Annotated in this window: 19 protein-coding genes; 11 read left to right on the top strand and 8 right to left on the bottom strand. The window is 45.0% G+C overall.

Going from position 1 to position 24,883, the window contains the following annotated elements; translation table 11 throughout:
• Nucleotides 1-7 precede the first annotated feature (7 nt).
• Nucleotides 8-784, bottom strand: coding sequence for a Crp/Fnr family transcriptional regulator (locus ACEW9O_RS09750; protein WP_373549967.1), 777 nt, complete (start codon nucleotides 782-784; stop codon nucleotides 8-10).
• Nucleotides 785-843: 59 nt separating this feature from the next.
• Here ACEW9O_RS09750 and ACEW9O_RS09745 point away from each other — a divergent pair, with 59 nt between their 5' ends.
• The 5 genes from ACEW9O_RS09745 (at nucleotide 844) to ACEW9O_RS09725 (ending at nucleotide 7,105) form a co-directional block, all read left to right on the top strand.
• Nucleotides 844-1,311 (top strand): hypothetical protein, encoded by a 468-nt coding sequence (locus ACEW9O_RS09745; protein ID WP_373549966.1) that lies wholly within the window; start codon nucleotides 844-846, stop codon nucleotides 1,309-1,311.
• Nucleotides 1,312-1,315: 4 nt separating this feature from the next.
• Nucleotides 1,316-2,743 (top strand): sodium:solute symporter family protein, encoded by a 1,428-nt coding sequence (locus ACEW9O_RS09740; RefSeq protein WP_373549965.1) that lies wholly within the window; start codon nucleotides 1,316-1,318, stop codon nucleotides 2,741-2,743.
• A gap of 126 nt (nucleotides 2,744-2,869) precedes the next feature.
• Nucleotides 2,870-3,955, top strand: a complete 1,086-nt coding sequence (locus tag ACEW9O_RS09735; protein WP_373549964.1) for an aspartate carbamoyltransferase — start codon at nucleotides 2,870-2,872, stop codon at nucleotides 3,953-3,955.
• Between the two features lie 109 nt (nucleotides 3,956-4,064).
• Entirely contained in the window at nucleotides 4,065-6,059 is a 1,995-nt protein-coding gene (asnB, locus tag ACEW9O_RS09730; protein WP_373549963.1) for an asparagine synthase (glutamine-hydrolyzing), read from the top strand.
• Between the two features lie 101 nt (nucleotides 6,060-6,160).
• Nucleotides 6,161-7,105 carry a universal stress protein gene (locus ACEW9O_RS09725; RefSeq protein WP_373549962.1) on the top strand — a complete coding sequence of 315 codons (945 nt, stop codon included), beginning with the start codon at nucleotides 6,161-6,163 and terminating at the stop codon, nucleotides 7,103-7,105.
• 113 nt (nucleotides 7,106-7,218) lie between these two features.
• Here the strand turns inward: ACEW9O_RS09725 and ACEW9O_RS09720 are convergent, their stop codons facing one another.
• Nucleotides 7,219-8,577: a trehalase family glycosidase gene (locus ACEW9O_RS09720; RefSeq protein ID WP_373549961.1), complete on the bottom strand. Its 1,359-nt coding sequence runs from the start codon at nucleotides 8,575-8,577 to the stop codon at nucleotides 7,219-7,221.
• 220 nt (nucleotides 8,578-8,797) lie between these two features.
• On the opposite strand from ACEW9O_RS09720, the gene ACEW9O_RS09715 reads away from it, so the two are divergent.
• The 4 genes from ACEW9O_RS09715 to ACEW9O_RS09700 are packed head-to-tail and all read left to right on the top strand — an operon-like array spanning nucleotide 8,798 to nucleotide 13,418.
• Nucleotides 8,798-10,018, top strand: a complete 1,221-nt coding sequence (locus tag ACEW9O_RS09715) for a cation:proton antiporter (RefSeq protein WP_373549960.1) — start codon at nucleotides 8,798-8,800, stop codon at nucleotides 10,016-10,018.
• Nucleotides 10,019-10,059: 41 nt separating this feature from the next.
• On the top strand, nucleotides 10,060-11,256 hold the full coding sequence (gene mpgS, locus ACEW9O_RS09710) for a mannosyl-3-phosphoglycerate synthase (RefSeq protein WP_373549959.1): 1,197 nt from the start codon (nucleotides 10,060-10,062) through the stop codon (nucleotides 11,254-11,256).
• Entirely contained in the window at nucleotides 11,253-12,080 is an 828-nt protein-coding gene (locus tag ACEW9O_RS09705) for an HAD-IIB family hydrolase (protein ID WP_373549958.1), read from the top strand. The genes mpgS and ACEW9O_RS09705 overlap by 4 nt, the downstream gene beginning before the upstream one ends.
• Before the next feature lie 36 nt (nucleotides 12,081-12,116).
• On the top strand, nucleotides 12,117-13,418 hold the full coding sequence (locus tag ACEW9O_RS09700; RefSeq protein WP_373549957.1) for a TIGR00341 family protein: 1,302 nt from the start codon (nucleotides 12,117-12,119) through the stop codon (nucleotides 13,416-13,418).
• A gap of 12 nt (nucleotides 13,419-13,430) precedes the next feature.
• Here ACEW9O_RS09700 and ACEW9O_RS09695 read toward each other — a convergent pair whose 3' ends face one another.
• A complete protein-coding gene (locus tag ACEW9O_RS09695) occupies nucleotides 13,431-15,077 on the bottom strand; it encodes a mechanosensitive ion channel family protein (protein ID WP_373549956.1) in 1,647 nt (548 codons plus the stop codon).
• A gap of 3 nt (nucleotides 15,078-15,080) precedes the next feature.
• Nucleotides 15,081-15,998, bottom strand: coding sequence for a universal stress protein (locus ACEW9O_RS09690; protein ID WP_373549955.1), 918 nt, complete (start codon nucleotides 15,996-15,998; stop codon nucleotides 15,081-15,083).
• A gap of 164 nt (nucleotides 15,999-16,162) precedes the next feature.
• Here ACEW9O_RS09690 and ACEW9O_RS09685 point away from each other — a divergent pair, with 164 nt between their 5' ends.
• Nucleotides 16,163-17,911 (top strand): APC family permease, encoded by a 1,749-nt coding sequence (locus tag ACEW9O_RS09685; RefSeq protein ID WP_373549954.1) that lies wholly within the window; start codon nucleotides 16,163-16,165, stop codon nucleotides 17,909-17,911.
• 94 nt (nucleotides 17,912-18,005) lie between these two features.
• On the opposite strand, the gene ACEW9O_RS09680 is transcribed toward ACEW9O_RS09685, so the two are convergent.
• Nucleotides 18,006-18,464 carry a DUF3276 family protein gene (locus tag ACEW9O_RS09680; protein WP_373549953.1) on the bottom strand — a complete coding sequence of 153 codons (459 nt, stop codon included), beginning with the start codon at nucleotides 18,462-18,464 and terminating at the stop codon, nucleotides 18,006-18,008.
• A 201-nt stretch (nucleotides 18,465-18,665) separates the two neighbouring features.
• Complete coding sequence (locus tag ACEW9O_RS09675; RefSeq protein WP_373549952.1) at nucleotides 18,666-20,456, bottom strand: ABC transporter ATP-binding protein; 1,791 nt, start codon at nucleotides 20,454-20,456, stop codon at nucleotides 18,666-18,668.
• A gap of 391 nt (nucleotides 20,457-20,847) precedes the next feature.
• Between ACEW9O_RS09675 and ACEW9O_RS09670 the strand changes: the two genes are divergently transcribed.
• The gene (locus ACEW9O_RS09670) at nucleotides 20,848-21,570 is read left to right on the top strand and encodes a hypothetical protein (RefSeq protein ID WP_373549951.1); all 723 of its coding nucleotides are present in this window, start codon (nucleotides 20,848-20,850) and stop codon (nucleotides 21,568-21,570) included.
• A 26-nt stretch (nucleotides 21,571-21,596) separates the two neighbouring features.
• Here the strand turns inward: ACEW9O_RS09670 and ACEW9O_RS09665 are convergent, their stop codons facing one another.
• On the bottom strand, nucleotides 21,597-23,057 hold the full coding sequence (locus ACEW9O_RS09665; RefSeq protein ID WP_373549950.1) for a gluconokinase: 1,461 nt from the start codon (nucleotides 23,055-23,057) through the stop codon (nucleotides 21,597-21,599).
• Between the two features lie 298 nt (nucleotides 23,058-23,355).
• The gene (locus ACEW9O_RS09660; protein WP_373549949.1) at nucleotides 23,356-24,876 is read right to left on the bottom strand and encodes a SusD/RagB family nutrient-binding outer membrane lipoprotein; all 1,521 of its coding nucleotides are present in this window, start codon (nucleotides 24,874-24,876) and stop codon (nucleotides 23,356-23,358) included.
• Between the last annotated feature and the right edge of the window lie 7 nt (nucleotides 24,877-24,883).

The raw sequence follows: 24,883 nt of genomic DNA, 5'->3' as shown, positions 1-24,883 counted from the left end.
GAAGCGCTCAAGATAGTTTTGCCTGTTCAAAAAGAAGCTCAAAGTTGTGCAGGATGATCCTGCGGCCTTTGACAACTATGGCACCAGAATTTTTTAAATTGCTTAGTTGACGAATTAAATTTTCGGTGGCTATTCCAATGTAATTGGCAAGGTCTTTCCGAGAAAAAGAAATGGCTTTGACCAGAGGCTGATGGGGATTAAATTTTTCATTGAGCACGAGTAAAGCCAGGGCTACCCGTTCGCTGACTGGACGGTTGGTAAAAAAGCTGATCTTATTTACAAATACCCGAAACTCATTGCCTAAATACCGCAGGATTGCCGCCATTAGCTCGGTTGAGCCATAAAGCGCTCGAATTAATTCTGCTTTGGGAATACAATCCACTGTACAGTCTTCAAGGGTTTCAATAAAAACCGGGCTGGTATCTTCAGAGACGATCGAGCGAAGCCCAAACATTTCGTCCTTGCCCATAAAATAAATGATCTGCTCTGATCCATCATGATTGATGACAAATACTTTGACCAGGCCTTTACGGATAATGTATAGCCCACTTGGGTACTTTCCCTCCTCGTAAATGATGCTTTTTTTGGGGTGCTTTTTGGTGAAAGATGCACTTTTTAGCTCTTCCCAAACCATGGGGGATAGGTTTTCCCAAAATGGTTCTGGCTTAAAATAATACTTCCGTAACTCCATTTGTCGTTGCTCCGCATTCACCTTTTCATCGTTTAATCTTATCCAAAAAAAGTAAAAATCGGCATAAACCTGATAGTTATCAGGTTTTGTCATCAGAGAATTTCAAAAAATTGTGCCGACCTATTTTTTCAATCGCTGCACAATTTGTTTTCATGCCTCATCTCCAATGGATATTTTCAATTGCCTTAATTTCTTTTTCTCAATGGGTATGGGCATCCAATCTTCCTATTCCCACATTTGTAAACAACCCAATTGAGCAAACTGAATCAGGGCATGTCAAGCTCAGCTGGAAGGTTCCAACATCTTCATCCAGCGCAACACCTTGGGTTTTCGAGCTGCAAAAATCAAACGATCCAAATTTTAGTAAATCCATTCAACTGTATCAAGGACCTGATTTGGCTACTTTTTTATCGGGGCTTCCCAATGGTAACTATTATTACCGGGTACGAACAAGTATAAGGGGAGTAGCCCATAGCGATTGGTCATCCACAATTTTGGTTAAAGTCAAACATCACTCGCTCAGCTTGGCACTTTGGTTGTTTGGAATTGGTGCTACCGTCTTTTTGATCACCGTGGGAATCGTCGTTCAAGGGGCCGTGTCTACCTCAAAAAATCAGTAAAATTATGGAGCACCAATCCGAAATTCTCTCTGCGAAATCTGGATTTATTATTCTAGCGCTACTTGCAGTGCTTTGGATTTACCTGGGTATTTATTGGGGGCGCAAAGCGAAAAGTGTTGATGGTTTCATGTTGGCAGGCCGCAATGTGGGGCTGGCATTTGGGACAGCTACTGCGATGGCAACCTGGGTCACGTCAAACACGACCATGCTCGCCCCCCAATTTGCCCTTGAACTGGGCATTTGGGGAATGATCGCTTACTCCACCGCAGCCTTTGGTTTGTTTTTGTTTGCGCCATTGGCCAAACGTATCAAACAATTGATGCCTGCGGGGTATACGAGTGGCGATTTTATTCGCTTGCGGTATGGCAAGCGGGTTTGGTATGTTTTTTTAGCCATTTCTATTTTTTATGGTTTCACCTGGTTGGTGAGTATGGGTATGGCTGGTGGCATTTTGATGAATGCATTATCCGGCATTCCGTATCCGATTGGCATGACGGCCATTTTGCTGGTTTGTATCATTTATACCTTATTCGGTGGACTATATGCAGTGATCGGTACTGACTACATTCAATCTTTGGTCATTATTATCGGCATTGTTTTACTCGGAGCTAGCGTGTTGTACTCCATCGATTTGAATCAGGTGTACGCCGATATAAAAGTGGAAAAACCAATGTTGCTAAAAGTCATGTTACCCGCCTCACTCATGGCTGTTTTCAACAACCTGCTGTTTGGGGTTGGGGAGGTTTTTCACAGCAATGTTTGGTGGAGTCGAGCCTTTGCCATGCGCAAGGCAATTGGACAAAAGGCCTACCTGCTGGCCGGATTGTTCTGGTTCCCAGTTCCTATTGCTGCTGGATTTATAGCACTAACCAGTAGCACTTTGGGCATCAATATTCCCAGTCCAGATATGGTTGGCCCTTTAATGGCTAGTCACATTTTAGGTAAAGCAGGCGCAGTGATCGTATTTATTGTCTTTTTCTGTTCTTTGGCTTCCAGCATTGATAGTTTGTTGGCGGCTACATCAGACTTGATTGTGGAGGACATTTATAAAAAGATGCTCAAACCTGCAGCTCAGGAAAAAGAAATCAGAAAAGTTTCCATGTACGTCATTGTTGCAATTGGGGTTCTGGCCTGGATGGTTTGTTTGCCCCGCATCGGTACCCTTGCTTCTGTGTTGTTTTTTGCTGGCCCACTGGTTACCAGTACCATTTATCCCATTGCGATGGGCCTGTTTTGGCGCTCGGCGAGTGCAAACGGGGCATTTTGGGCTATGGTGCTGGGTTCGGCCACTGGATTGGTCGCCTATTTTACGATAGGTTGGTATACTGCTTCCTTGATTGGGGCTAGTGTATCGATTGTGGTCACTTTTGTTTTTTCCCAATGGCAACCCGAACAGTTTGATTGGAAAAAACTGGATGAATCAAAACTATAGCGGAATGGACTTACTCTTTTCACCCCTTTTTTTTCGCGTCATCATCTTTATTTCCTTGTCAATGATGCTCGGCTGTGCGTTAGCGCTTCTTGTGCTCTTATTCGCAGACGTCAAAAACAGAAAGTTATGGTAAGCAGATTCTCTACCTCATCGTCTAAAAATCTACTGGAAAACCCCCTGGACTCTACTGGACTGTATCCCGACCCGGTCAATTTACTGGAACACGAACAAGTCAATATTAGTGTGCTCAGGCGATTGGTTGGACAATCCATCGTCTCGGCTGACCAATTCGATAAAAACCTGGTTTTGGAATTGTGCAAGTTTGCGGCCATGCTGGAAGCAACGGATATCTCCACCTTCCGACCATTGACGGGGAAGATTATCATCACCGCATTTTTTGAAGCCAGTACCCGCACCAGGCTGTCGTTTGAAAGTGCGGTACAACGCCTGGATGGTAAAATCATCAGTATTCCTACCGGACAAATTACCGGAATTGCGAAAGGAGAATCACTCTCAGACATCGGAGAGATGTTCAATGCCTACGGCGACTTGATTGTGATGCGGCATACTGAAACCAGTTCGGTAGAAGAAATCATGCACAATTTGCGTTTGCCGCTCATCAATGCGGGTAATGGCTCTGGTGAACATCCTACCCAGGCTCTGGCTGATTGGTTTGCCTTGTTGAAATGGAAACCGGAGCTCAAGAAAAAGCAAATCAGGCCAGCGTCTCAAATTCATCTGGGCATCTTGGGCACTCCGGGGAGCATGCGAGCTGTAAACAGTTTTTTGCGGATGTCCATCCTTTTTAAATCAGGAATCCGCAAGATTTCAATTGTATCTGAACTGGCTGATCCTTTAGGCCCGGAGCTTACCGAAAAGATGGAAGCCTCCGGCATCGATTTTTTCATTGCCAATGACATCAATGAGGTACTGCCCGATTTGGATGTGATTTATATGAATTCGATCGCCTTTTTAGGAGACCACTATCGATCCCTCAATTCCCGATTCAAGCTGGACGCCGATAGTAATCTGAAGGAGGATGCAGTAGTATTGCATCCTTTGGCTCGTCTTGATGAGTTGGATCCGCTCTTGGACGAGACCCATCACAACCTCTATTTTACCCAAGCACATGGTGCTGTATTTATTCGTCAGGCACTCTTCATTTCTATTTTAAATCGATTTGATCGGCTACCCGAAAAATTAATGCTTTAATCAACTACCCGGGTTTCCATAGTAGTGGGGCAAAAATAAATGTTCATTTTTTTATCGCCCCATAGGGTTTGATCTCAAAACCTATGGAAACCCGGGAAAACATATTTCTATGTGTGGAATTACTGGCTTTTGGCAACTGCAACCTTTGCATATCAAGGCAAAGCATCAATTGCAGGACATGATTTACCGCTTAAAACATCGTGGCCCGGATGGTTTTGGTTACCATATGGATCAAAACAAAGGCCTGGCTATGGCCCATGCCCGACTTTCGATTATTGATTTAGATACCGGGCAACAGCCCCTTTACAATCGGGATCAGAGCCAAGTCATTACGGTCAATGGTGAATTTTATGATTACAAAAGGATCCGAACCGGATTGCGCCTGGAAGGTTTTTCATTCAGTAGTAAATCCGATAGTGAAATTGCACTCCCACTTTATCAAAAATATGGCCTTGATTTTGTGGAGCATTTACAAGGAGAATTTGCGTTTGCGCTCTTTGACCACAAATCCCAGCAGCTGATTTTGGTGCGTGACCGTTTTGGCATCAAGCCACTTTTTTACCATGTTGGGCCGAACCGGATTTGTTACGGTTCGGAAATCAAGGCACTTTTTACGCACCCCGAGGTTCCACGGCGCTTTTCCAATACAGGCGTATTGCAGCAATTGATGCATACCATGGTGCCTGGAGATACGGCTTTTGACCAAATCCATGCATTGAAACCTGGGCATATGCTGATCGTTAGCAAACGGAAGGATGGATTTGAGGTGCTTGAGCGGCAGTACTGGGACATGGACTTCCCCAAAGATACTGACCGGGATAGCAGTAAACCCGCAGCTTTCCACATTCAACAGGTGCAGGAAGCGTTGACGGATGCTGTAGCCTGCCGCCTGGAAGCAGATGTTCCCGTTGGCTGCTATCTTTCGGGCGGAATTGATAGTTGTTCCATGTTGGGACTAGCTTCTTCTCTGCAACAATCACCGGTCAAAGCATTTACGATTAGTTTTGATCATGACGCTTATGACGAAGCACCCATCGCCCGTGAAATGGCACTCAAAACTGGTGCAAATCAGGAAGAAATACGCTTGGGTGCGGATGAATTATACGGCAACAACTACATTCAAACCATGTACCATGCCGAACGCACCTTTTACAATACGCTGGGGGTAGCGAAATGGTGCATGAGCAAGCGGGTGAATGAATGTGGATTTAGAGTTGTCGTTACGGGTGAAGGTTCCGATGAGTTATTTGGTGGATATCCTGCATTTAAGCAGGACATGTTTCGATTTGGGAGTCCTGAAGATAAAATGCATCTGGAAGCCCTAGCTCAATCCAATCAACTATTCAAAGGGGCCATTTTAGCCGAATCTCCCGTTTCACACCCTGCACTGGAGGCCGCATGTGGATTTACGCCCTCCTGGATTCAGCCCTGGATTCAAACCCTGGCCATGGCTCGACCATTGTTGAGCAATGACCTGTTGGCTGATTTAAAAAATTATGACCCGGTTGAAGCCATTGCCTTGTCTTTTGATCGGGATCAACTTGACGGACGTCATGCCCTCGACAAGGCTCAATATACCTGGATCAAGACCATGCTGGAGTGTCAAATACTGAACTGGGGCGGTGATCGAGTAGATATGGCCAATTCTATGGAAAGTCGACCTGCCTTTCTTGACCATCGGGTAGCCTCCGTGGCTAAAATGATCCCACCAAGAATGCGGATCAAAGGAAATACTGAAAAATGGGTTTTGCGGGAAGCCATGCGCCAGATTCTTCCACATACTTTGTATACTCGGGAAAAATTTGCGTTTATGGCACCGCCAAGTCATACTTCTGCCTCAAAAAAGCAGGCATTTCAGTTGCTTCTCGATCGGTATTTGAGTCCTAAAAAAATTGAAAAAGCGGGCATTTTTGACCCTAAACGACTGCAACAGTATTTGAAGGAATACCATCTGGACCAAAACCCGATATCTCTGGTGCGCAAAGATGCCCTACTCAATCACATTCTTGGGCTACACATTCTTCAGGAGCAGTTTATCGAAGGGACTTTTGATCTGGGGCATAAAAAAATTGAAAATACATTCTCTAGCGGGATAGCGATTTAGAGTTTTGCGATCAAAATAACCGTAACCTGATTATTATCAAGTTCTTGTCCATCAAAAACCTTGATCTTTGTAGGGTATTAATTGATTACAAACAAATAGCAATGAAACCATATATCATTCAAAAGATTATCGCGAATTTGGAACTGCTTCACGCTAATCAAATCATAATCACTTGGGCAGAACAACTTTCCAAACGATTTAAAGCTGAAGTGAATTTGTACAACGCAATCCATCTAGACAGAAAAAACTCCTACAATAATGCCAGCGTAGGACAAGGAAAAAAGATTTCAAAATTGATTCTAAAAACCTTAGGGTTGTTAAGGAATATAGGAAATTCCTTACCCCATGTCCGTAAGACCAAATTTACGGTGGAAGTTAGTAATCAATGGCAGGACTTAATCCGGCATATCCGCAATGACGAAGCAGATTTGTTAATTACGGAAATACCAAATTTAGTTTTCAAGGGCAAGCTCACTGCATTAATGTACAATAGCCCCTGTCCTGTTCTCTTTGTCCGGGAAGGAATGACCCCTCCAACTCAGCTGAAAATACTGGTACCAGTGAGAGTTAACGCTCAGATCGAACAGAAACTTCCGAGCGTCATTACTTGGGCAAAGAAATACGGGGGTACCGTTGTTCTATCTGGCTTTATTCAAAATGGTTCTTCATCTACCCAAGAGCTTCGTGTTCATTACTTAATGGAAAAGATGAAGGCTACTTTACTCGCTGCTGGTATTGAGGTGACAACCGACACCGCGCAGGGTACTCATTTTGGAAGCGCAATACTCGAAAGAGCGAAACAATTGCAAGTTGGTTTGATTTGTATTGGTGTGGAACCAACCAATTTTTTTGCCCGCTTATTTAGCAAAATGATTGGCCCGTTTTTTCTTGAGCATTCTACTGTACCCGTACTTTCAATGCCCTTCGGTACCCGGCCAGCAGTAGCTAGGGCATTGATCCAGACGGAGCCATTTGTCCCTTATCAGATGCATCGAAAAGTAGTGTTGGCCAAAAATCAACCAAATGAACCATTCATGATAAGATGAGAGAATCTACAGGTGATTTAAAATGGGGTTATTGCGGAAGCCTGTAGGTCAAACTACAGGCTTTTCGCTTTTAAGTAGTAGGGCAAAAATAAGTGTTCATTTTTTTATCGCCCCTAAGCCTCCAACCAATCCAATACCAATGCTGCCGTCCAGGAGAATTGATCGGCACCGTAGCCACCTGTCTTCTCCGTTTCGGGCAGGTTTTTCCATGGATTGTAATATTCCCAAAAACCAAATTTACGCACCAAATCCAGGGAGTCGCTGCGCATTCGGGTAGCTAAATCCGCATATCCATAACGATTCAACCCATGGATGAGCATCCAGTTGATGTTCATCCACACTGGACCACGCCAATATCGACATGGATCAAAGCCTGGTTCATCGAGTGCTGTAGACGCGCAAAGCCAGGCAGGATTTTCCACGGTACCTTCAAAAGAGGGGCTTTGCAACAATGCCACTATCTTCTCCGCTTGAGCAGCATTGGGCGCGCCGCAAAACAAAGGCATCAGGCCGCCAGCAGTGCGGATTGGAATGGAACGCTGATGGACAAGATCAAAAGAGGTATAACAACTTTTTTCTTTGTCCCAGAGCTTGGTATTGAGGGCATGGTTGGTTTGGATTTGCCATTCGCGCAGTTGGCTGGTGTCGCGACCGAGCCATTGACCAACTTCAATCAGTGTCTCATTGCTGCGGTTGAGGAGCGCATTAAAGAGCGGCTCCTGAACCTGAAAAGGATAATCCTTCCAGATTTCCGGTTCTTGGTAACGGCCTTTTCGGAGGAGATTGACCAAATACATGTAACGATCATAACTTTGTTTGCGGGGTCGATAAGGTGCATCTACATGTTCGAGGTCACGGCGTTCATAAGCGGGGACTTCGGAAGCATCAAAATGGATTTGGGTAAAAACTTCTTCCCAGGTCGGGAGGTTGTCCATGCCGGATTCCCAGGGATGACAAATAAAAGCCAATCCTTCCCGCTGTGGATCACGAAACTGATAATAATACTGATGAAGGAGCACAATGCGGTCGAACATGCGCTGAAAATAGGGGCGAGAAGCTTTTAGATCAGGGGAACATTCCATCAATCGCTGCAAGATAAACCCATGAACTGGCGGTTGGGTGATGCCCGAAGTGCGCACATTTCTGGGTTTACCTGGAACCCCCTTGGTATCCCAGAAAAAATAGCCGGGGGAATATTGCCCGGTATTTTCAACAGAGAATACGATTTGAGGAACCATCCCGTTGGCCCATTGGCCGCGAAAAAGTGCGCTCAGCTCAGCGCAAGCTTGTTGGTAATCTGAGCGGGCGTACCCGATGGCAATAAATCCGGCATCCCAGTTCCACTGATGAGGATACAGGCTTGGTGCTGGTTTGGTAAAGGAGCCGAGTCTATTGTTTTTAAGAACAGTTTTTGCGGCTGAAACCAGGGCATCAGTGGCTATCTCATTGGTGTAAGAAGTTAAGTCTGTCATAGTTTTTTATCAGTAATAACAATTTGCATTCTACGTGCCAATTATTTATTGGAAAAACCACTTTAAGATAAACACAAAGCAGTAGGCCATACCTGATAAACGTCATGTTTATACATATGGTGATAGCAACTAAACAAAAAGTGAGACCTTGTCCACTTTTATACACTCACGGGTAAGGGTTTTTTGTAAACCGAGTTCATCGATTTGTTATCTTTACCATATGGAAAATATTTCTACATATACATGGCTTTTTGCGGTTTGTGGGCTGATCATTCTCTCCTACTTGTTCTCTGTCATTAACCGACTTACCCGGATACCTTCTGTATTACTGTTGCTGGGGACAGGCATTTTATTGCGGTATGTGTCTGACTTGATGGGGCTAAACTTTGTAATTCCCCCGATGTTGGTCGAATTACTCGGCACGGTGGGACTGATCATGATCGTGTTGGAGGCGGGATTAGACTTGGAAATTACTCGTGATAGATTGCCATTGATCGGCCGTTCATTTTTGTCCGCATTGGTCATTTTTATCGTTTCATCACTTGGCGTAGCAGGAATTTTGTACTGGTGGTTGCCTGAAACTCCGCTGGTCTATTGTTTGGTATATGCCATACCTTTAAGCATAGTAAGCAGTGCGGTGGTGTTGCCAAGTGTACACCATTTGAGTCACGAAAAAAAAGAGTTCCTGATTTATGAAGCCTCTTTTTCGGACATTATCGGAATTATGGTCTTTAATTTTTTCACAGCGGGGCATCACATTGGAGGTGCCGAGATCCTTTGGTTTGGAGGCAGCATTGTGGTAGCGCTGGTCTTGTCGGTGATCGTTTGTTTCGGCATGGTCTGGCTTTTGATACAAAACCGGGTGGACATCAAATTTTTCCTGTCATTCGCTGTGCTGATTGCCGTTTATGTAGGGGGTAAAATATTGCACTTACCTGCGCTCATTACCATTATGATGTTTGGATTGGTATTCAACAACTGGGAATTGATTAAATGGAAACCCCTTAAGCGCTTTTTTACGGATGAGCGGGTCAATAACGAAGTTCGCTTTTTAAAATCCATTACCGCTGAATCTTCCTTTTTGATTCGGACTTTCTTTTTCGTAATATTTGGATATGGCATTGATTTAGCGTATTTTCAGAACATGCAAGTACTGCAACTCGGTCTTTTGATTGTTGCGGCACTGTTAGGTTTAAGATTCATCTACCTGCGGATTGTACACCGGTACAACTTACTACCTGAGTTGTTTTACATACCACGTGGTTTGATCACCATTTTGTTGTTTTACAAAATTCCAGAATGGCAACGTATTGAATCTTTTGATGAAGGGGTGTTGTTTTTTGTTATTTTAGCAACGGGCCTTATTCTAATGCTCGGTGCATTGTTTTACAGGGACCGTCCAGTGGAGATTACAGGAATTGATGAGACAAAAAATGTGTAACCGAAAGCTGTTTTTTTTAACGTTTCCCAAATTTGAAAATTATGCGTCTGGAAATTCCTACCAATGCTGAACGCTTTGGAGCCAATCTTTTTTACGAGGTTCAAAAAATCTATGAATTGGAAGGCGGCTATGGCACAGATTCCGAGTTTGATAGTCCCTTTCATGTCATTCAGCAGATTCCTTATGAGCGATTGTACGAGATTGAGAAAGACCTGGCCATTGTTATTCCCGTGAAAGACGAGCGCCTGCGCTTGTTGGAAGGTGTTTTGTGTGGCATTCCCCACAATTGTTTGCCCATTGTTATTTCAAATAGCAAAAACGAACCAATCGATCGATACCGCATGGAACGCAATATGGTGGACACCTTTTGCCGTCATGCGAAAAAAAAATACATCATTGCCCACCAACGTTCAGCAGAACTGGCTCGGATTTTTAAAGATGGTGGCTATCCACACCTGCTGGATGACCAGGGCCTGATCCGCCACGGAAAAGCGGAAGGCATGTTGGCAGGGATTGCACTTGCTCATTTGGCGGGTAAAAAATATGTCGGATTCATCGATTCGGACAATTATTTCCCGGGTGCAGTTTTTGAGTACGTGCGCATTTTCTCAGCTGGGCTATCGCAGAGTAAGTCTCCTTATTCGATGGTCCGTATCCAGTGGCACAGCAAGCCTAAAATCGTAGAGGGGGAGCTTTTTTTTACCAAATGGGGGCGTGTTTCGCGCATCACCAATCAATACCTGAACTTGTTTTTGAGCCACTACACTGGATACGAAAGTGAAGTACTACGCACGGGTAATGCTGGCGAGCATGCCCTTTCGATGCCATTGGCATTGTCCTTGGATTATTCAACCGGTTTTTCGGTAGAAACGCACCATTTCGTTAGTTTGATGGAGAAATTCGGTGGAGTCTTACCAAGCCCAATTCCCGAAATCATGAAAAATGGAGTAGAGGTATTTCAAATAGAATCGCGCAATCCACACTTTCATGATGCAGCAAAAGGAGATGATCATATCCAGGAAATGATTGAGTATTCCCTTTCAGTGCTCTGGCATTCTTCTATTTGCCCGAAGGGTTTAAAAAAGGACATCTCCCATGAATTGAGTCGGCTCAAAATTGTACGTAAAAATGAAGAGCCGATAAAACTTCGGCAATATCCTGTGCTCTCATCGCTTAATTTCACTGCCGCCGCCCGAAAAATAGATTGGCAAGAACATGGCAATTATTCCCCCTTATGATCCCATTGCCCATTTCAACCGACCGGGCACTAGTGCTCTTCACCGATCTGGATGGCACCCTGATCGATTACCACACTTACGACACACGTGAAAGTGAGGGGGCTTTACGCCGGCTGGTCGATCGGTCGGTGCCCTTGGTATTTTGTTCATCCAAAACTTTTACTGAACAAAGTGACCTACAGGGCCAACTGGGTATGCGCCAACCCTTTATTTTTGAGAACGGTAGTGCAGTAGCCATCCCAGATGGGTTCTTTCCCAAAAAAATGTACACGGCTGCCCGCCGTGAAGGCGGTTACGATGTTGTTGTTTTTGCACATGCCGATGCCGTAAGTTTAGGTACTGCTTTGGAACAGATTGGGGGGCTCAAGGGGTATAAGTATGCTTCGGATGCCGAATTATCCGCGGCAACTGGCCTGAGTGGAGATGCACTTCTCCGCGCTCGTGAGCGTTGGTTCACCGAAACCCTGCTTTCGCCTTTGAACGGAGAACGTTTTTTCGAAGTCGAAAATCTACTCCAAGCAATGGGCTATTCGCTCAGCAGGGGTGGACGTTTTTTTACGGTGCAGTCTGCACAGGTAAATAAAGGGAAAGCGGTGCTGTGGATGATGGAATTGTTCCGGCAAAGCCATGCCCAAGGCGTGGTTTTTGCAGCGATTGGCGATAGTCCCAATGATGTGCCGATGTTGGAAGTTGTGGATATCCCTTTTTTGGTACAAAGACCAGACCACTCCTGGGCTGCGCTGGAAATACCCCACATGATCAGCATTGATGCAATAGGCCCCAGTGGTTTTGATACCGCAGTAAAATTATTACTGGGAAAATAGTAGGTTTATCTGGTAGTTCAATCAACCTTGATCGATATGAATACTTTTTTCAGCTATTTTTCACTCAGCAATCAAATAGAGGATTTCCAAAAGGTTATCAAGGACATTGAAAGCAATGTTGAATTTTATGGTACAAATCTTTGGCTATTGATTTTTGCCATCTTTGTCGCTTCACTTGGGTTGAATGTAAACTCAACTGCGGTGATCATTGGTGCCATGCTGATTTCTCCACTGATGGGGCCCATTATGGGCTTGGGGCTGGGGATAGGCATCAATGATTTATTGCTGCTGCGCAAATCTTTTTTCAATTATCTTTTTGCGGCGGGGGTAAGTCTGGGTACCTCAACCCTTTATTTTTTAATTACTCCGATCAGTACAGCACATTCTGAAATCCTTGCCCGAACCTCGCCAAATATCTACGATGTATTGATTGCTTTGTTTGGTGGCCTGGCCGGGATTGTTGCTGCTTCCAGTAAACACAAGGGAAATGTCATCCCTGGCGTAGCCATTGCTACCGCACTGATGCCTCCGCTTTGTTCTGCAGGATATGGGCTCGCTACCCTTCAGATGTCTTATTTTTTTGGGGCTTTTTATTTGTTTCTGATCAACACGGTATTCATTGCATTGGCCACCTTGGTTGTTGTTCGATTACTCAAATTTCCTTATAAAAAATTACAGAATCCGCAGGATGAAAAAAGAGCAAACCAAATAGCCTGGATAGTAGTGGTAGCTACATTGTTGCCTAGTTTATATCTAGGGTATGATATCGTACAGCAAGAAAAATTCACCCAATCCGCCCATCGTTTTATCCAGAACGAAACCCGTTTTCCGAATGACTATTTATTGGAAAAGTCAATCGACGCAAGGCAAAAATCGATCGTGCTTACCTTTGGTGGCAAAAGGATAACCGATTCAGAAATCGAAGGGATGAAAAAGAAATTGGGTTATTATCAATTGGAAGGTGCAACAGTCACGGTCCGGCAAGGATTTGAATATTTAAATGAAATAAAACAGACCTCGGAAGAAAACCCATTAAAGCAAATATTGGCGGAGAGAGAAATAGAAATGATTGCACTAAAAGCAAGAATTGATAGCTTAGAGGCAAAAGAGGTAAATACAATACAACTCACCAAAGAGATTAAGGCATTGTATCCTAACTTCGAGAATATTGCCATTACGCCCCTGCGTTCTCCGGATACGCTCAAGGGCAAGAACCTGGAAAATCAACTGGCTTTTTTGCAATTTTCGAAAGTGCTGAATTCCAAAGAAAAGATTCAGCTTCAAAATTGGTTGGAAACAAAACTGCACTTGAAAATGAAAGTGATTTTTGATCCATGATCTGATTGGCCGCTAATTGTTTTGTGGTTCGGAATTGTGTTCATTTTTAAAATCGTGCTCTTCAGGTTTGTTAACCAGCTGCGCTTCGTCCTTCAAATTGGAGGTTGGAATTTGAGTATGCCCCTTCCGGCTTGGTAGCGTTTCGATATGTAGGGTTTGGGTCGGGAAAGCAAATTGTACGCCCAATTCCTCGGCCAATTGGATGATCGCAGTCATGACTTCATGGCGACTTTTGAGTTCGAGCGTATAGTCGGATACATCAAAAAAGGTAAATACCATGATATTCAGTGCACTGGCACCAAAATCGTTCAGGTGTACTTCAATTACATCTTTTCGGGTAAACGGATGTTGTTCAAGGATAACTCGAATACCATTTACAAACGAATCAATCAAAGCTGGCGGTGTATCGTAAGTAATGCCAATTTCTGTTTTGTACCGACGAAACAAACGCAAGCCAAGGTTTTCAATGGCTTCGTCGGCCAATTGGCTGTTGGGTACTGTCGTTAATGAATTGGCAAAAGTTCTAATTCGGGTAGACCGGATTCCAATTTCTTCCACCACACCCGCAATGTCTTTGAATAAAATGGCATCCCCAACCCTAAAAGGTTTATCCGCAAAAATCATAATTGACCCAAAAAAATTCTTTATCGTATCCTGAGCAGCTAGGGCAATTGCTAAACTGCCAATTGAAATACCTGCTAATAAAGCGGTAATGTTGACGTCCAAATAATTAAGGATGTAAAAAATTCCGATGGCCCATACTACAGAGAAAGCGGCCACTTTGATGATGGGCATAAACTGATCAGCAAGAGGGGTATCCGACTTTTCGGTAACGCTTTGTACTTTGACCATGAAAATTCTGATCAATTGGTTGCCGATAAAAATGGTTACCAAAATGTTCAAAATGTACAATAGTTTCAACCCTCGCGCATTGAATGTCACTGGCAGGTAAAGCATGGGTAGTACATATTGAAAAAATGCTACCCCTACCCAAAAACCCAACAAACGGGAAAGTTTTCGAAATGGTGGGCCATTTTCGAGCTTAAGTTCCAGGTATTTGTTCAACCGGGGTGCCACTGATCTGTCAAAAATAAACCGAATCAGGCGAAACAATATGACTGCGCATACATAAAATAGACCCAATCCCAGCCATTTCCAAAGTGGAATACCCAAGATGCTGATTTGCCAACCAGGGGACTGAAAGTACACCCCAGCCCAGTTGCCCAGTGGGAAAATCTTTTGATATATTTTGGGAATTGCGGCTACCGTTGTGCGAGAATAATACCAGACTGAATCAATTTGTTCCAAATAAATCAAGGGTTCATTCCGGGTAATAAAATAAATCGCTTCTCCAGAAAGGGAGTCTCTAAAGTGCTTGTCTTTGGGTAGTCGGTTTTGATCGATAAACAATCCTTTGCCGTCCAGGATGTATTTCAACTGGACGGCCAGGATTTTGCCCTTCTCGCGATCGATTGGAAAAGAAAGTGCAGCTTGCTCTGGGTGGTAAAAGTCCCTGTCTAAATTGCTCAGATGATTGTGGATGACTGCATGTGGACTGCTATTGACCAACATCGAATCGGCCTGCCCAAAAACCCTCAACCACATGAAACACCCTATAAAGACAAACCAAATGGTAGCTTTTGATAAAAATCCCTGCATAATTTACTTTGATTGATACAATGCTTCCTGCATTTGTTTGATGATCTCTGCCCCTTCGGATGCCATTACTCCCGGGCGGATACTTACAACAGGGACACTAGCGTGATTGACAATTTGTTGGGTAAAGGGGCCGATGAAAAAATCAGCAATTTCGTAGTCAAAATCGGCAGTAATGGCAATCAAATCAATGGATTCCTGCTTGGCGAATCGCAGCACCTGCTCCGCAGGTTTGGGGCTTGTGCTAATTTTAAGCACCGCTTTTACCTCATCCCTTTTTAATTCATGATCCAGATAATTGATGCTGTGCTGAATCGATTGGATGCTCTTCGCAGCAGGGCTTTTAACGATGCCCAATACGATGAGTTTAGCTTTATTTTTCTGAATGATCTTACGCAGGTGCTGGTACTTATCCAAAGCATTCGCCACCTCACGCACCGGAAACAGTATTTTGGAGAAACCATTCCATTTTTGATTTGGAGGAATGGTGAGCACCGGACAAGTTGATCGTTTGATGACGTCATAAGCATTGGTGCCTAAAAAAAACTCCTTCAGTCCAGATGAACCGTGGGTTCCCATCACAATCATTTCAGCTTGCATTTGGGAGGCAGCTCGGGTGACTTCGACCGCAATTGCTCCAGTAGGCATCAGCATATTCACTCCCAAACCATGCCTTTCCAAGATGTCCTTTGCCAAAGAACGCATCCGGTCTTTTACCTCTTTTTTGATACTATCAAACACGATGGTAGCTACTGGCATAGATTCATAACCGCTTTGAATCAGCGATTCATGGGAGATTACATGAATCAAAGTAATGTTTAAGTCCTGTCGTTTTGCAATCTGTAATGCCGATTCCAAGGCATTTAAAGACGCCTCTGAAAAATCGAGAGGTACCAGAAGATGCTTGCTTTGGTCTGTATTCATAAGCTGAGTTTTCACAAAGTTCGGGGTTCCTGCTTGCCCAAAACCTGACATAAATCAGGTTTTCCCAATAAGTCAGGATAAATTAAGCTGGTACTAAATCAAGATTATTACCTTGGCACAAGAAATCAGCTCCTTTGAATTAAATTTAGATAAAACACTTCCTGATGCATACAGAGTCTAAATCGACAAAGCTAAATGAATTGCAAGCCACGGCAATCTGTGGCAATGACATCAGTTCCTCCTGCCTCTACGTATCTGCCTTGACCATCCTCTACGCAGGGCAATTTGCCTGGATTTCACTGCTTGTAGTGGCCGTAGTATTGTTTCTTTTCCAACGCATTTATGGTGAGGTCGTTGGCGCATTGCCACTCAATGGGGGGGCGTACAATGCTTTGTTGAACACGACCTCCAAACAAATGGCATCGGTTGCTGCTTGTTTGACGATCCTGTCGTACATGGCGACTGCGGTCATCTCCGCCAGTGAGGCAATGCACTACCTGCACAATATGATCCCGGTACTCCCCCTTGTCATTGCCACCATTGTCCTTTTGGCAATATTCATGGGACTCGCCCTCAATGGCATTGGGGAATCAGCGATCGTAGCAGTTGTTATTTTTATTACTCACCTCGCAGCATTGTCGCTATTGGTCATTGTGGGGTGTTTTTATTTATTGACCCATGGTATAGAGGTTTTTCAGGCCAATTGGCAGCTGCCCATCGCATCAGGAGGGATCATGACGGCCTTGTTTCTCGGGTTTTCGGCGGCGATGTTAGGCATTTCGGGATTTGAAAGCTCGGCAAACTTTGTCGAAGAACAAGCAGCAGGTGTATTTCGCAAAACCTTGCGCAACATGTGGATGGTGGTAAGCTTTTTTAATCCAGCCATAACCTTGCTCGCTTTGTGCATCATTCCGCTTGCGCAAGTTGGAGCACACAAAGAGTCTTTATTGGCATTTCTGGGTGAAACTGCAGGGGGAAGATGGCTGGGACTGATTATTTCTGTTGATGCTGTACTCGTATTAAGTGGTGCAGTACTCACCTCATTCGTTGGGGTAACCGGCCTAATCGAACGCATCACCCTTGATCGTATTTTACCCAATTTTTTTCTGGTGAGAAACAAGCGTGGAGTCAATTACCGCATCGTGATTGGTTTTTTCATTCTTTGCGTATCGGTATTGTTTGCAACACAGGGGGACCTGGGGGCTTTAGCAGGAGTATATACTTTTTCATTCCTGGCCGTGATGGCGCTATTTGGTTTGGGTAATTTGCTCCTGAAAATAAAACGCGCTAAACTTCCCCGGCCAGTAAAGGCACATCCCATAGCTGTATTGATAGCGGTTGTTTGTGTATCCGCAGCATTTTGGGGCAATGCACTGCTCAATCCCAGTTCGCTGTTTGTGTTTTTTCAATACCTGGTGCCTTCCCTGGGTTTTATTTTTCTTATGCTCAACCGTGGGCGCATTTTACGGATACTGCTTTATTCCATTGATTACCTGTATCGCCCAGTCCGCCATTATGTTCTCAAAAGTAGCTTGTATTTGCGGAAAATGTTGCACAAGATCAATTCCCAAGAGTTTGTTTTTTTTACCAAAGGAGATGATGTAGCGGTGCTCAATACGGTATTGCAATATGTGCAGAACAATGAAAAAACCGGAAGATTGAAAATTGTAACCGTAATGAACCCAGGTCAGGCCTTCAACGAACCCTTGCGTCACGATCTTGAAGTACTGGATCGGGCATATCCTGAGGTAAAAATTGAATACTTGGAACTTGTCGGAACATTTGGACCAGAACTTATTGAAGAATATTCCAAAAAATGGGGCATCCCCAAAAACTTTATGTTCATCGGTTCTCCTGGTGATCGATTTCCTTATCGATTGTCGGAGCTAGGAGGCGTGAGACTAATCATTTAAACACGTATACACTTTGTAGTAAGCGCATAAAAAAAGGAGATCACTGCGTTGTCAGTGATCTCCTTTTTGGTAATTCAAAGAAGAATTACTTTTATTACCAAGCCATATCGTCTTCCTTGAAGGGCGTGCCCGATATTTCCAGTTTTTTTGTACTTGGCTGAGCCGGCGGGGTGGCTGGCCGTTGTTCTTTAACTGGCTCATCGTCAAACTCTTCCTCGCCGCGGTCATCCCGCTCATCGAAATCTTGTGCGTCGTATTCTTCGTGGCGACGGGTAAATTCGTCGTAGTCGTATTCTGGCATCAGCTCCGTTTTGATGTGTTCAACTACCTCTTGTAGCGAATCCATAAAACGGTTAAAATCCTCTTTATACAAGAAAATTTTATGGCGCTCATAGCCATCACCATTGAATTTACGAGTGCTTTCGGTAAGTGTCAAATAAAAATCCTCACCCTTCGTTTTGCGAACGTCAAAAAAGTACGTCCTTCTCTTACCCGCGCGGATTTTCCTCGAATACACGCTCTCAAATCTCCGTTGGTTTCTCTCCTGATCCACTGCTTTGGATGTTTTAATTTACCGGATAAATAAGATTACCACTGTACAAAAGTAAGTAATTGCCTGAATAATCAAAGAATTCGTAAAAAAAGTTCCCCCCAGCAGCAAGGAACTAACCTAGCACGATGGAGTAAAGCCCCAAAGCTGAATGGATTAGGCATGCCTACAAAAAATGAGTTTACAGAAAATTAACGCCATCGACTACAAGCTGGATGCAGGAACCTCTTCGGTTTGTTTTTCAAAAAGGTCGGCGTAATAGCCCTTGTTTTGTAGCAATGTCTCGTGCGTTCCGGCTTCTACGATTCGCGAACCGTCCATCACAATGATCTGGTCGAATTGTAAGAGCGAATAAATCCGGTGCGTGATGATGATGGCCGTTTTGTTGGCCAGGGCGGTGGTGAAATATTCCAGCACCTGCTTTTCGGTATTGGTGTCAACCGCGCTGAGGCAATCGTCGAGGATCACAATATCCGGTTGTTTGATGAGGGCCCGGGCAATGGATACCCGCTGCTTTTGTCCACCTGAAAGGGTTACCCCACGTTCGCCCACCATGGTATCAAAACGCTGGGGCAGCTCCACAATGTCGTTGTACACCGAAGCATAGAGGGCAAAATCTTCAATTTCAGCCTGAGGCGCGTCTTTTTTCCCAAAAGCAATATTGGCCGAGATGGTATCCGAAAACAGGAAAACGTCCTGGGGCACATAACCAATGCGCTGGCGGATTTTGGCTAGATCGTGGGTTACCAAAGCCTGCCCATCCAACAGAATTTGTCCTGCACTCACATCGTACATACGCAGGAGCAAGTCGGCAATGGTTGTTTTGCCGGACCCAGTCCGCCCGATGATGGCCATTTTTTGGCCTGGTGCCAATTTAAAGTTCACATTTTGTAATGCAGTAATGCCCGTATCTGGATAAGTAAAGGTTACGTTTTGGAATTCGATGCCGCCCTTGAGGTTTTCGGTATTGTGCCCAATGTTGGTGATGCTCGGTTGGGTATTCAAAAACTCGTTGATGCGTTTCTGGGAAGCCGCCGCCTGCTGTACAATCGAAGCAATCCAGCCAATGGCAGTTACCGGCCAGGTCAACATGTTGACGTAAATGACAAACTCGGCAATGTTACCCGGGGTGATGGTGCCTTTGACTACTTGCAAGCCGCCAAAATATACGACCAAGAGTGTGCTAATGCCAATGAGCAACAGCATGAGTGGAAAAAACAAGGAGTTGGTCAACGCCAAACGCAACGACTGCTGTTTGAATCGATCACTCTGGTCGGCAAAATGTTTGACCGTAGGTGCCTCCTGCACATAGGATTTCACCACCCGAATCCCCGAATAGACCTCCTGGGCTGTGCTGTTGAGCACCGCCAATTGCTGCTGAATTTTTTCACTCTGCCGATTGATCAGCGTACTCACATAATAAATGGAGAGGGATAAAAAAGGCAGTGGAATCAAACAATACAAGGTTAACTCCGGGCTGACCACCAGCATGGAAGAAATGACCAGGATAAACAAAGAAATGAGGTTGACACCATATAAAATAGCTGGCCCCAGGTACATCCGCACCTTGTTCACGTCTTCGGTAATGCGCGCCATGAGGTCTCCCGTGTTGTTGCGCCTATAAAATGCTAGGTCGAGTTTTTCGTAGTGAGCAAAAACCTCCTTGCGTATGTCGTACTCCATCAAACGCGACATCACGATGATGGTTTGTCGCATCCAGTACATGAACAAACCCATGACCACTGCCAATACTAAAACCAATAAGCCAAAATAAAACAGTTGCTGCCCCAGCATCTTAAAGAACTCAGCCTCAAGAGCTGTCCCCTCGTATACGCGGTACAGGTAGAGGTTTTCCACCACCAAATCCAGTGCTTCGCGGATGGTTTGGGGCTGCAAGACCCGAAAATAATTGGACAAGGAGACAAACAAAAAGCCGAGGAAAAATTGCCGACGGTATCTCCAAAAGTATTTGTTCAGGTAAGCTAATTGCTTCATGTTGAATCAGGATGCGGGTGTTCGAGTCTACAAAGATGCACAATAAGTTGGAAACCCGCAAATGGGGCGTTTGGTTGAGGGGGAGGGAGAAATTAAAAACTTTAAGTTCTTTTAAACAAACACCAAATTTTGACGGCGTTGCATCTAGAGGAAAAGTAAAGAATTGATGAAGGCGTTTTAAAACAAAGAAAACCCCTGATGTTTTATTAAATCAAAAAAATAGTAGAGCTTTGCCGCATCAAAAAAGCTTCACGCTTAAGTATTTTAATTTTGAGACTTGCTTTACAGATCGTTTTACAATTAACTGATTCAGTGTACCACTGTCTCATTTTCAACCGATTATCATTTAATTTATTTCATTAACCAGTTTACATACAAATCTTTACTAACCATGAAGTTAAGCATTCAACTTGTGCTGGTCATCTTGACCTTCAGCACTACTCTTAGTGTATTACAAGCCCAGAAATTCCAACCTGGAACCTTCAGTTTTTCTGGCAAAAAAACCGCCTATGTAACTTTACAGGACGGCACCCAATTGCAGGGCAACATCAAAGACCTTGATCGAAAAAAAGGCCTGATCGAAGAAGTAGTGTTGGAAAACGTAGGTGGCTCCACTAAAAAACGCAAGCTGAAGCCCGCGGAAATCAAACACATGTACTTGCCACCCTCTGGCTGGGACAAACTGGGCAAATCCCTCGATTTTTTGAACGACGCGACCCAGTGGGACAATGTTGATCTGGACAAAGACATCATCGGCAAAGGCTACGTTTTTTTTGAGCAGGCTCCAGTACGAATGGGCAAAAAGACGCGCAATTTGCTGCTGCAATTGGTCAACCCTTCTTTCAGTGGCAAACTGAAAGTCTACTTTGATCCATTGGCAAAAGAAACGACCAGTTTGGGTATAGGTGGTATTCAGATGGTTGGTGGCGATGAAAAGTCGTACTACGTAGCCAAGGGCACTGCACCAGCATACCGCTTGAAAAAAGCGGACTATGACGATGAATTCAAGCCGCTGTTTGAAGATTGTGCTGATTTGTTCAGCAAATACGGAAAAGATCCTAGTTGGGGGGATATTGAAAAACACGTGTTCGAGTATGCGAAGACGTGTAAATAAACCCTGATGGTAATTTTGTTGGGAATTTAGCCCATTGGAGTGCTAAGTTCCCAACTAGCTATTTTTTTTAGATTGTTCAACATAGGATACACTGCCCGAAATCGTTCAAAAGCAGCAGCATATACCTCTGCATTCGCCGGATTCGGTTCAAAAACCTGCTCCTCCCCTACTTGCTCCTTGCAATCCAGCCCCAGCGCCTTACAGCCCAATAGCACCGCGCCCCAGGCAGAGCCCTCCACCGTTTGGGCCAGTACCACCCGCATTTGAAATACATCAGCTACAATTTGAACCCATAACTCACTTTTGGCAAAACCACCACTGGCGCAGATTTCTACATTGGCCCGATCAGCTTCGCTAGGGAGCAAGACCTCAGCAATATGGCGCAAACCCAGTACAATCCCTTCTAAGGCAGCGCGCACAAAATGCTCCTGTCGATGTTGGATACTCAAGCCCAGCATACAGCCCCGTGCATTGGCGTCCCAAATAGGCGCTCTTTCCCCCAACAAGTAGGGTACAAATAACAAACCATCCGCCCCGGCAGTTACTGTTTCAGCCTGCTCGAATAAAGTCTCGTAACTGGCTTCACTGCGCAGTACATTTTCTTTCAACCATTGCAAGACTACCGCTCCATTGTTGACCGCGCCCAGGCTCAAGTATTGGTCGTCGATCAAGTGGTAGCACTGAGTGCGCATTTCCGGGTCCACTTTGGGGCCGCGTACGGGTAGACGGATGGCCCCGCTGGTGCCAATGGTCAAGGCCATTTTACCTGCTCCGATAGCCCCGGTACCTAAACTAGCTAAAGGCCCATCTCCAGCGCCAATGACCAGGGTATACTGGCCATCTAAACTTTGGGTGGAATAGGTTGTAGGAACTACTCTCGAAAGTTGCTCAGGTTTAAGCTCCAAATTCTTCAATATTCCCTCATCCCACTGTAGGCTTTTCAAATTCAACATTCCAGTCCCTGAAGCCATTGATGAATCAACCTGATAAGCCCCCGTCAGGTGGTGCCAAACGTATTCTTTGGCGCTGATGAACTTGTGTGCTTTTCGAAAAATTTCCGGTGCTTCTTCTTTGAACCACCACAACTTGGTAAGGGGGCTGAAAGAATGTAGTGGAATTCCAGTTCTTTGGTAAATACAAAGCCCCTCTGCGGAGTCACGTAGTCGTTCAGCTTGCGTGGTAGCACGGTTGTCTGCCCACAACAAACAATCGGTCAAGGGTTTGCCTTGTTCATCCAACAACAACAAACTGTGCATGGCCGCACTGAAACTGATGAAGCTAGCGTCAGGAAACCGGTTGTTCACTTCCTGCATACAATCCATCACCGCCTGAAGTAAGTCCTCAGGTTTCTGAATGCACCAGTTGGGTTGGGGGTGGTACATGGGGTACTCCCGACTCGTTTGATACAAAACTTGTCCAATTGGAGAAAAAACCACTGCTTTGGTCGCAGTAGTACCAATGTCAATGCCGATGTATGAATGAACCATTTTTACATTTGAACTTGCTCCACAACAATTTAATGCCTTTTCGAATGGGAGGAGCCCGGCAAAGTTATACGAGAGTTGAAGAAAGTAGAGGCCATTCGGTGTAAAAAAATACCAATTGGTGATTTAACCGAACAGCCTCCTTGGACAAAACACTATTTGCTTTCGTTGGGGCAACCTTGCGGCTGCCCTATGCGGTCTAGGGCAACCGCAAGGGTTGCCCCTACATTGGATGTTGTGCGGCTACATCGGGTTACCCCAACACACCCACACATTCACACCATCACACTCACACCCTATCTTATTTATCCCACCAAACGCGGCTATCCAGGTCATCGGCGCCCTGGCGGCCAACGGCTTGGTCCACATTGGCCTTGTTGACCGAAATTTCAGAGTTGGGATAGGTTAATCGGCGGATAAATGCACCCTTGATGGCTTTACCTGGGAAAGGATTCGAAGTGAGTACAGGGAATCCACTCCTACGGAAATTGGCAAAGGCCTCCGGTCCATTCAGGAAAGAAGCAATCCAGTATTGGGTATTGATTTGCTCCAGGGCTTTGCTGGCGTCAAATGGATTGGCCGTCAGATAGGCATCGATGGCACTACCCACAATGGTTGATCTGGCGTCATATAAAGCACATTGCTCCATGTGCAGGCGAACGGCTTTTTGGTAGGTATCTGCAAGATTGCCAGTCCCCCACCCTCTTTGAATGGCTTCAGCTACCAACAATTGGGTTTGAGCAGCCGTAACCAAAAACATAGGTGCCGTGTTTTTGACCATCCGAGTCCGATCCACTTGAGAAAAGTCATAAAAGCTGGCCAATCCTGCTTTGGTGGCTTCTGCTACAATGCCACTGTTGTCAAAACCAAGCGGCATCCCGATCTGTACAGCGGGGTCGATGTTAGCCTTTGCCGCACTTTGTTCTGGCCCTGATTTAGCCCCTACATAACGCACTGCAATGGCGCCCAAACGAGGGTCACTGGTGTTTTTCAGGTGATCAGCAAATGGTTTGGCCAGGTAAAAGTTATTGGCTTCCGTTGAGTTCAGCATTTGTCCGATCCCATTCACGTAGTTGGCATCGTGCCGAATCACACAGTTGTCGGCGTTGGCGTCGATCAAGGACCCTTGCAGCGCTTTTTGCACGGTTGATTGAGCTAGCGCGGCGTCTACTTTCACGAGGCGCATCCCAGCTCGTAGAAGTAAAGAGTTACCCAATTTTTTCCATTGAGTGATGTTCCCACCGTACAGTACATCGGCAGTTTCAACCGTTTTAGCGGCGTCCAATGCTGCGGTAGCCTCCGTCAATTCCTTGATCAGTGCCGTGTATATTGACTGCTGGGAATCGTATTTCGGCAAAAGCACCTGCTCGATGTATCCTTTACCTGCTTCGCTGTAAGGGACATCACCGTACGTGTCGGTCATCACCATGATGGCGTGGGACAGCCAAATCCGCGACATATTGTACAAATTGCTGCGGGTGGGTTGGTCTTTGGTCGCTTCGAGTGCGTCAACAGTATTGCGAATTGTTGAACGGTAATAACGCTGCCAGGCAGCCTGGGTCGCATCGCGGTTGTCCTGGTTAAAATTGGCACCCGTCAATACCCCCGAGTTGGGAGAGATCATTTGTTGAACAATCCCAATCTCGTATTGTACCGTAGTGGCTACAAACGAAGCATTGATCACAGCATTGTTCAAAGAGAATACCGGATTGACACTGGTGGCCGCAGTTTGATTGATGTTGAGGTCGTCAAAACCTTCATCACAGGCGGCCAGGGCCAGCATCGACAATAAGAGAAGCGTATAGCGAAAATTCTTTTTCATGTGCTGG

It is taken from the genome of Haliscomenobacter sp., from assembly GCF_041740695.1.
Classification (GTDB): domain Bacteria; phylum Bacteroidota; class Bacteroidia; order Chitinophagales; family Saprospiraceae; genus Haliscomenobacter.
Note: the sequence above shows the minus strand (reverse complement) of the source record. Positions and strands in the feature narration are given on the sequence as shown.

What these genes read in the sequence shown, in the direction of transcription:
- ACEW9O_RS09750 (WP_373549967.1), bottom strand. Translation starts at nt 784, where the DNA reads ATGACAAAACCTGATAACTATCAGGTTTATGCCGATTTTTACTTTTTT.
- ACEW9O_RS09695 (WP_373549956.1), bottom strand. Translation starts at nt 15,077, where the DNA reads ATGCAGGGATTTTTATCAAAAGCTACCATTTGGTTTGTCTTTATAGGG.
- ACEW9O_RS09720 (WP_373549961.1), bottom strand. Translation starts at nt 8,577, where the DNA reads ATGACAGACTTAACTTCTTACACCAATGAGATAGCCACTGATGCCCTG.
- asnB (WP_373549963.1), top strand. Translation starts at nt 4,065, where the DNA reads ATGTGTGGAATTACTGGCTTTTGGCAACTGCAACCTTTGCATATCAAG.
- ACEW9O_RS09665 (WP_373549950.1), bottom strand. Translation starts at nt 23,057, where the DNA reads ATGGTTCATTCATACATCGGCATTGACATTGGTACTACTGCGACCAAA.
- ACEW9O_RS09715 (WP_373549960.1), top strand. Translation starts at nt 8,798, where the DNA reads ATGGAAAATATTTCTACATATACATGGCTTTTTGCGGTTTGTGGGCTG.
- ACEW9O_RS09690 (WP_373549955.1), bottom strand. Translation starts at nt 15,998, where the DNA reads ATGAATACAGACCAAAGCAAGCATCTTCTGGTACCTCTCGATTTTTCA.
- ACEW9O_RS09705 (WP_373549958.1), top strand. Translation starts at nt 11,253, where the DNA reads ATGATCCCATTGCCCATTTCAACCGACCGGGCACTAGTGCTCTTCACC.
- ACEW9O_RS09725 (WP_373549962.1), top strand. Translation starts at nt 6,161, where the DNA reads ATGAAACCATATATCATTCAAAAGATTATCGCGAATTTGGAACTGCTT.
- ACEW9O_RS09685 (WP_373549954.1), top strand. Translation starts at nt 16,163, where the DNA reads ATGCATACAGAGTCTAAATCGACAAAGCTAAATGAATTGCAAGCCACG.
- ACEW9O_RS09670 (WP_373549951.1), top strand. Translation starts at nt 20,848, where the DNA reads ATGAAGTTAAGCATTCAACTTGTGCTGGTCATCTTGACCTTCAGCACT.
- ACEW9O_RS09700 (WP_373549957.1), top strand. Translation starts at nt 12,117, where the DNA reads ATGAATACTTTTTTCAGCTATTTTTCACTCAGCAATCAAATAGAGGAT.
- ACEW9O_RS09740 (WP_373549965.1), top strand. Translation starts at nt 1,316, where the DNA reads ATGGAGCACCAATCCGAAATTCTCTCTGCGAAATCTGGATTTATTATT.
- mpgS (WP_373549959.1), top strand. Translation starts at nt 10,060, where the DNA reads ATGCGTCTGGAAATTCCTACCAATGCTGAACGCTTTGGAGCCAATCTT.
- ACEW9O_RS09745 (WP_373549966.1), top strand. Translation starts at nt 844, where the DNA reads ATGCCTCATCTCCAATGGATATTTTCAATTGCCTTAATTTCTTTTTCT.
- ACEW9O_RS09675 (WP_373549952.1), bottom strand. Translation starts at nt 20,456, where the DNA reads ATGAAGCAATTAGCTTACCTGAACAAATACTTTTGGAGATACCGTCGG.
- ACEW9O_RS09735 (WP_373549964.1), top strand. Translation starts at nt 2,870, where the DNA reads ATGGTAAGCAGATTCTCTACCTCATCGTCTAAAAATCTACTGGAAAAC.
- ACEW9O_RS09660 (WP_373549949.1), bottom strand. Translation starts at nt 24,876, where the DNA reads ATGAAAAAGAATTTTCGCTATACGCTTCTCTTATTGTCGATGCTGGCC.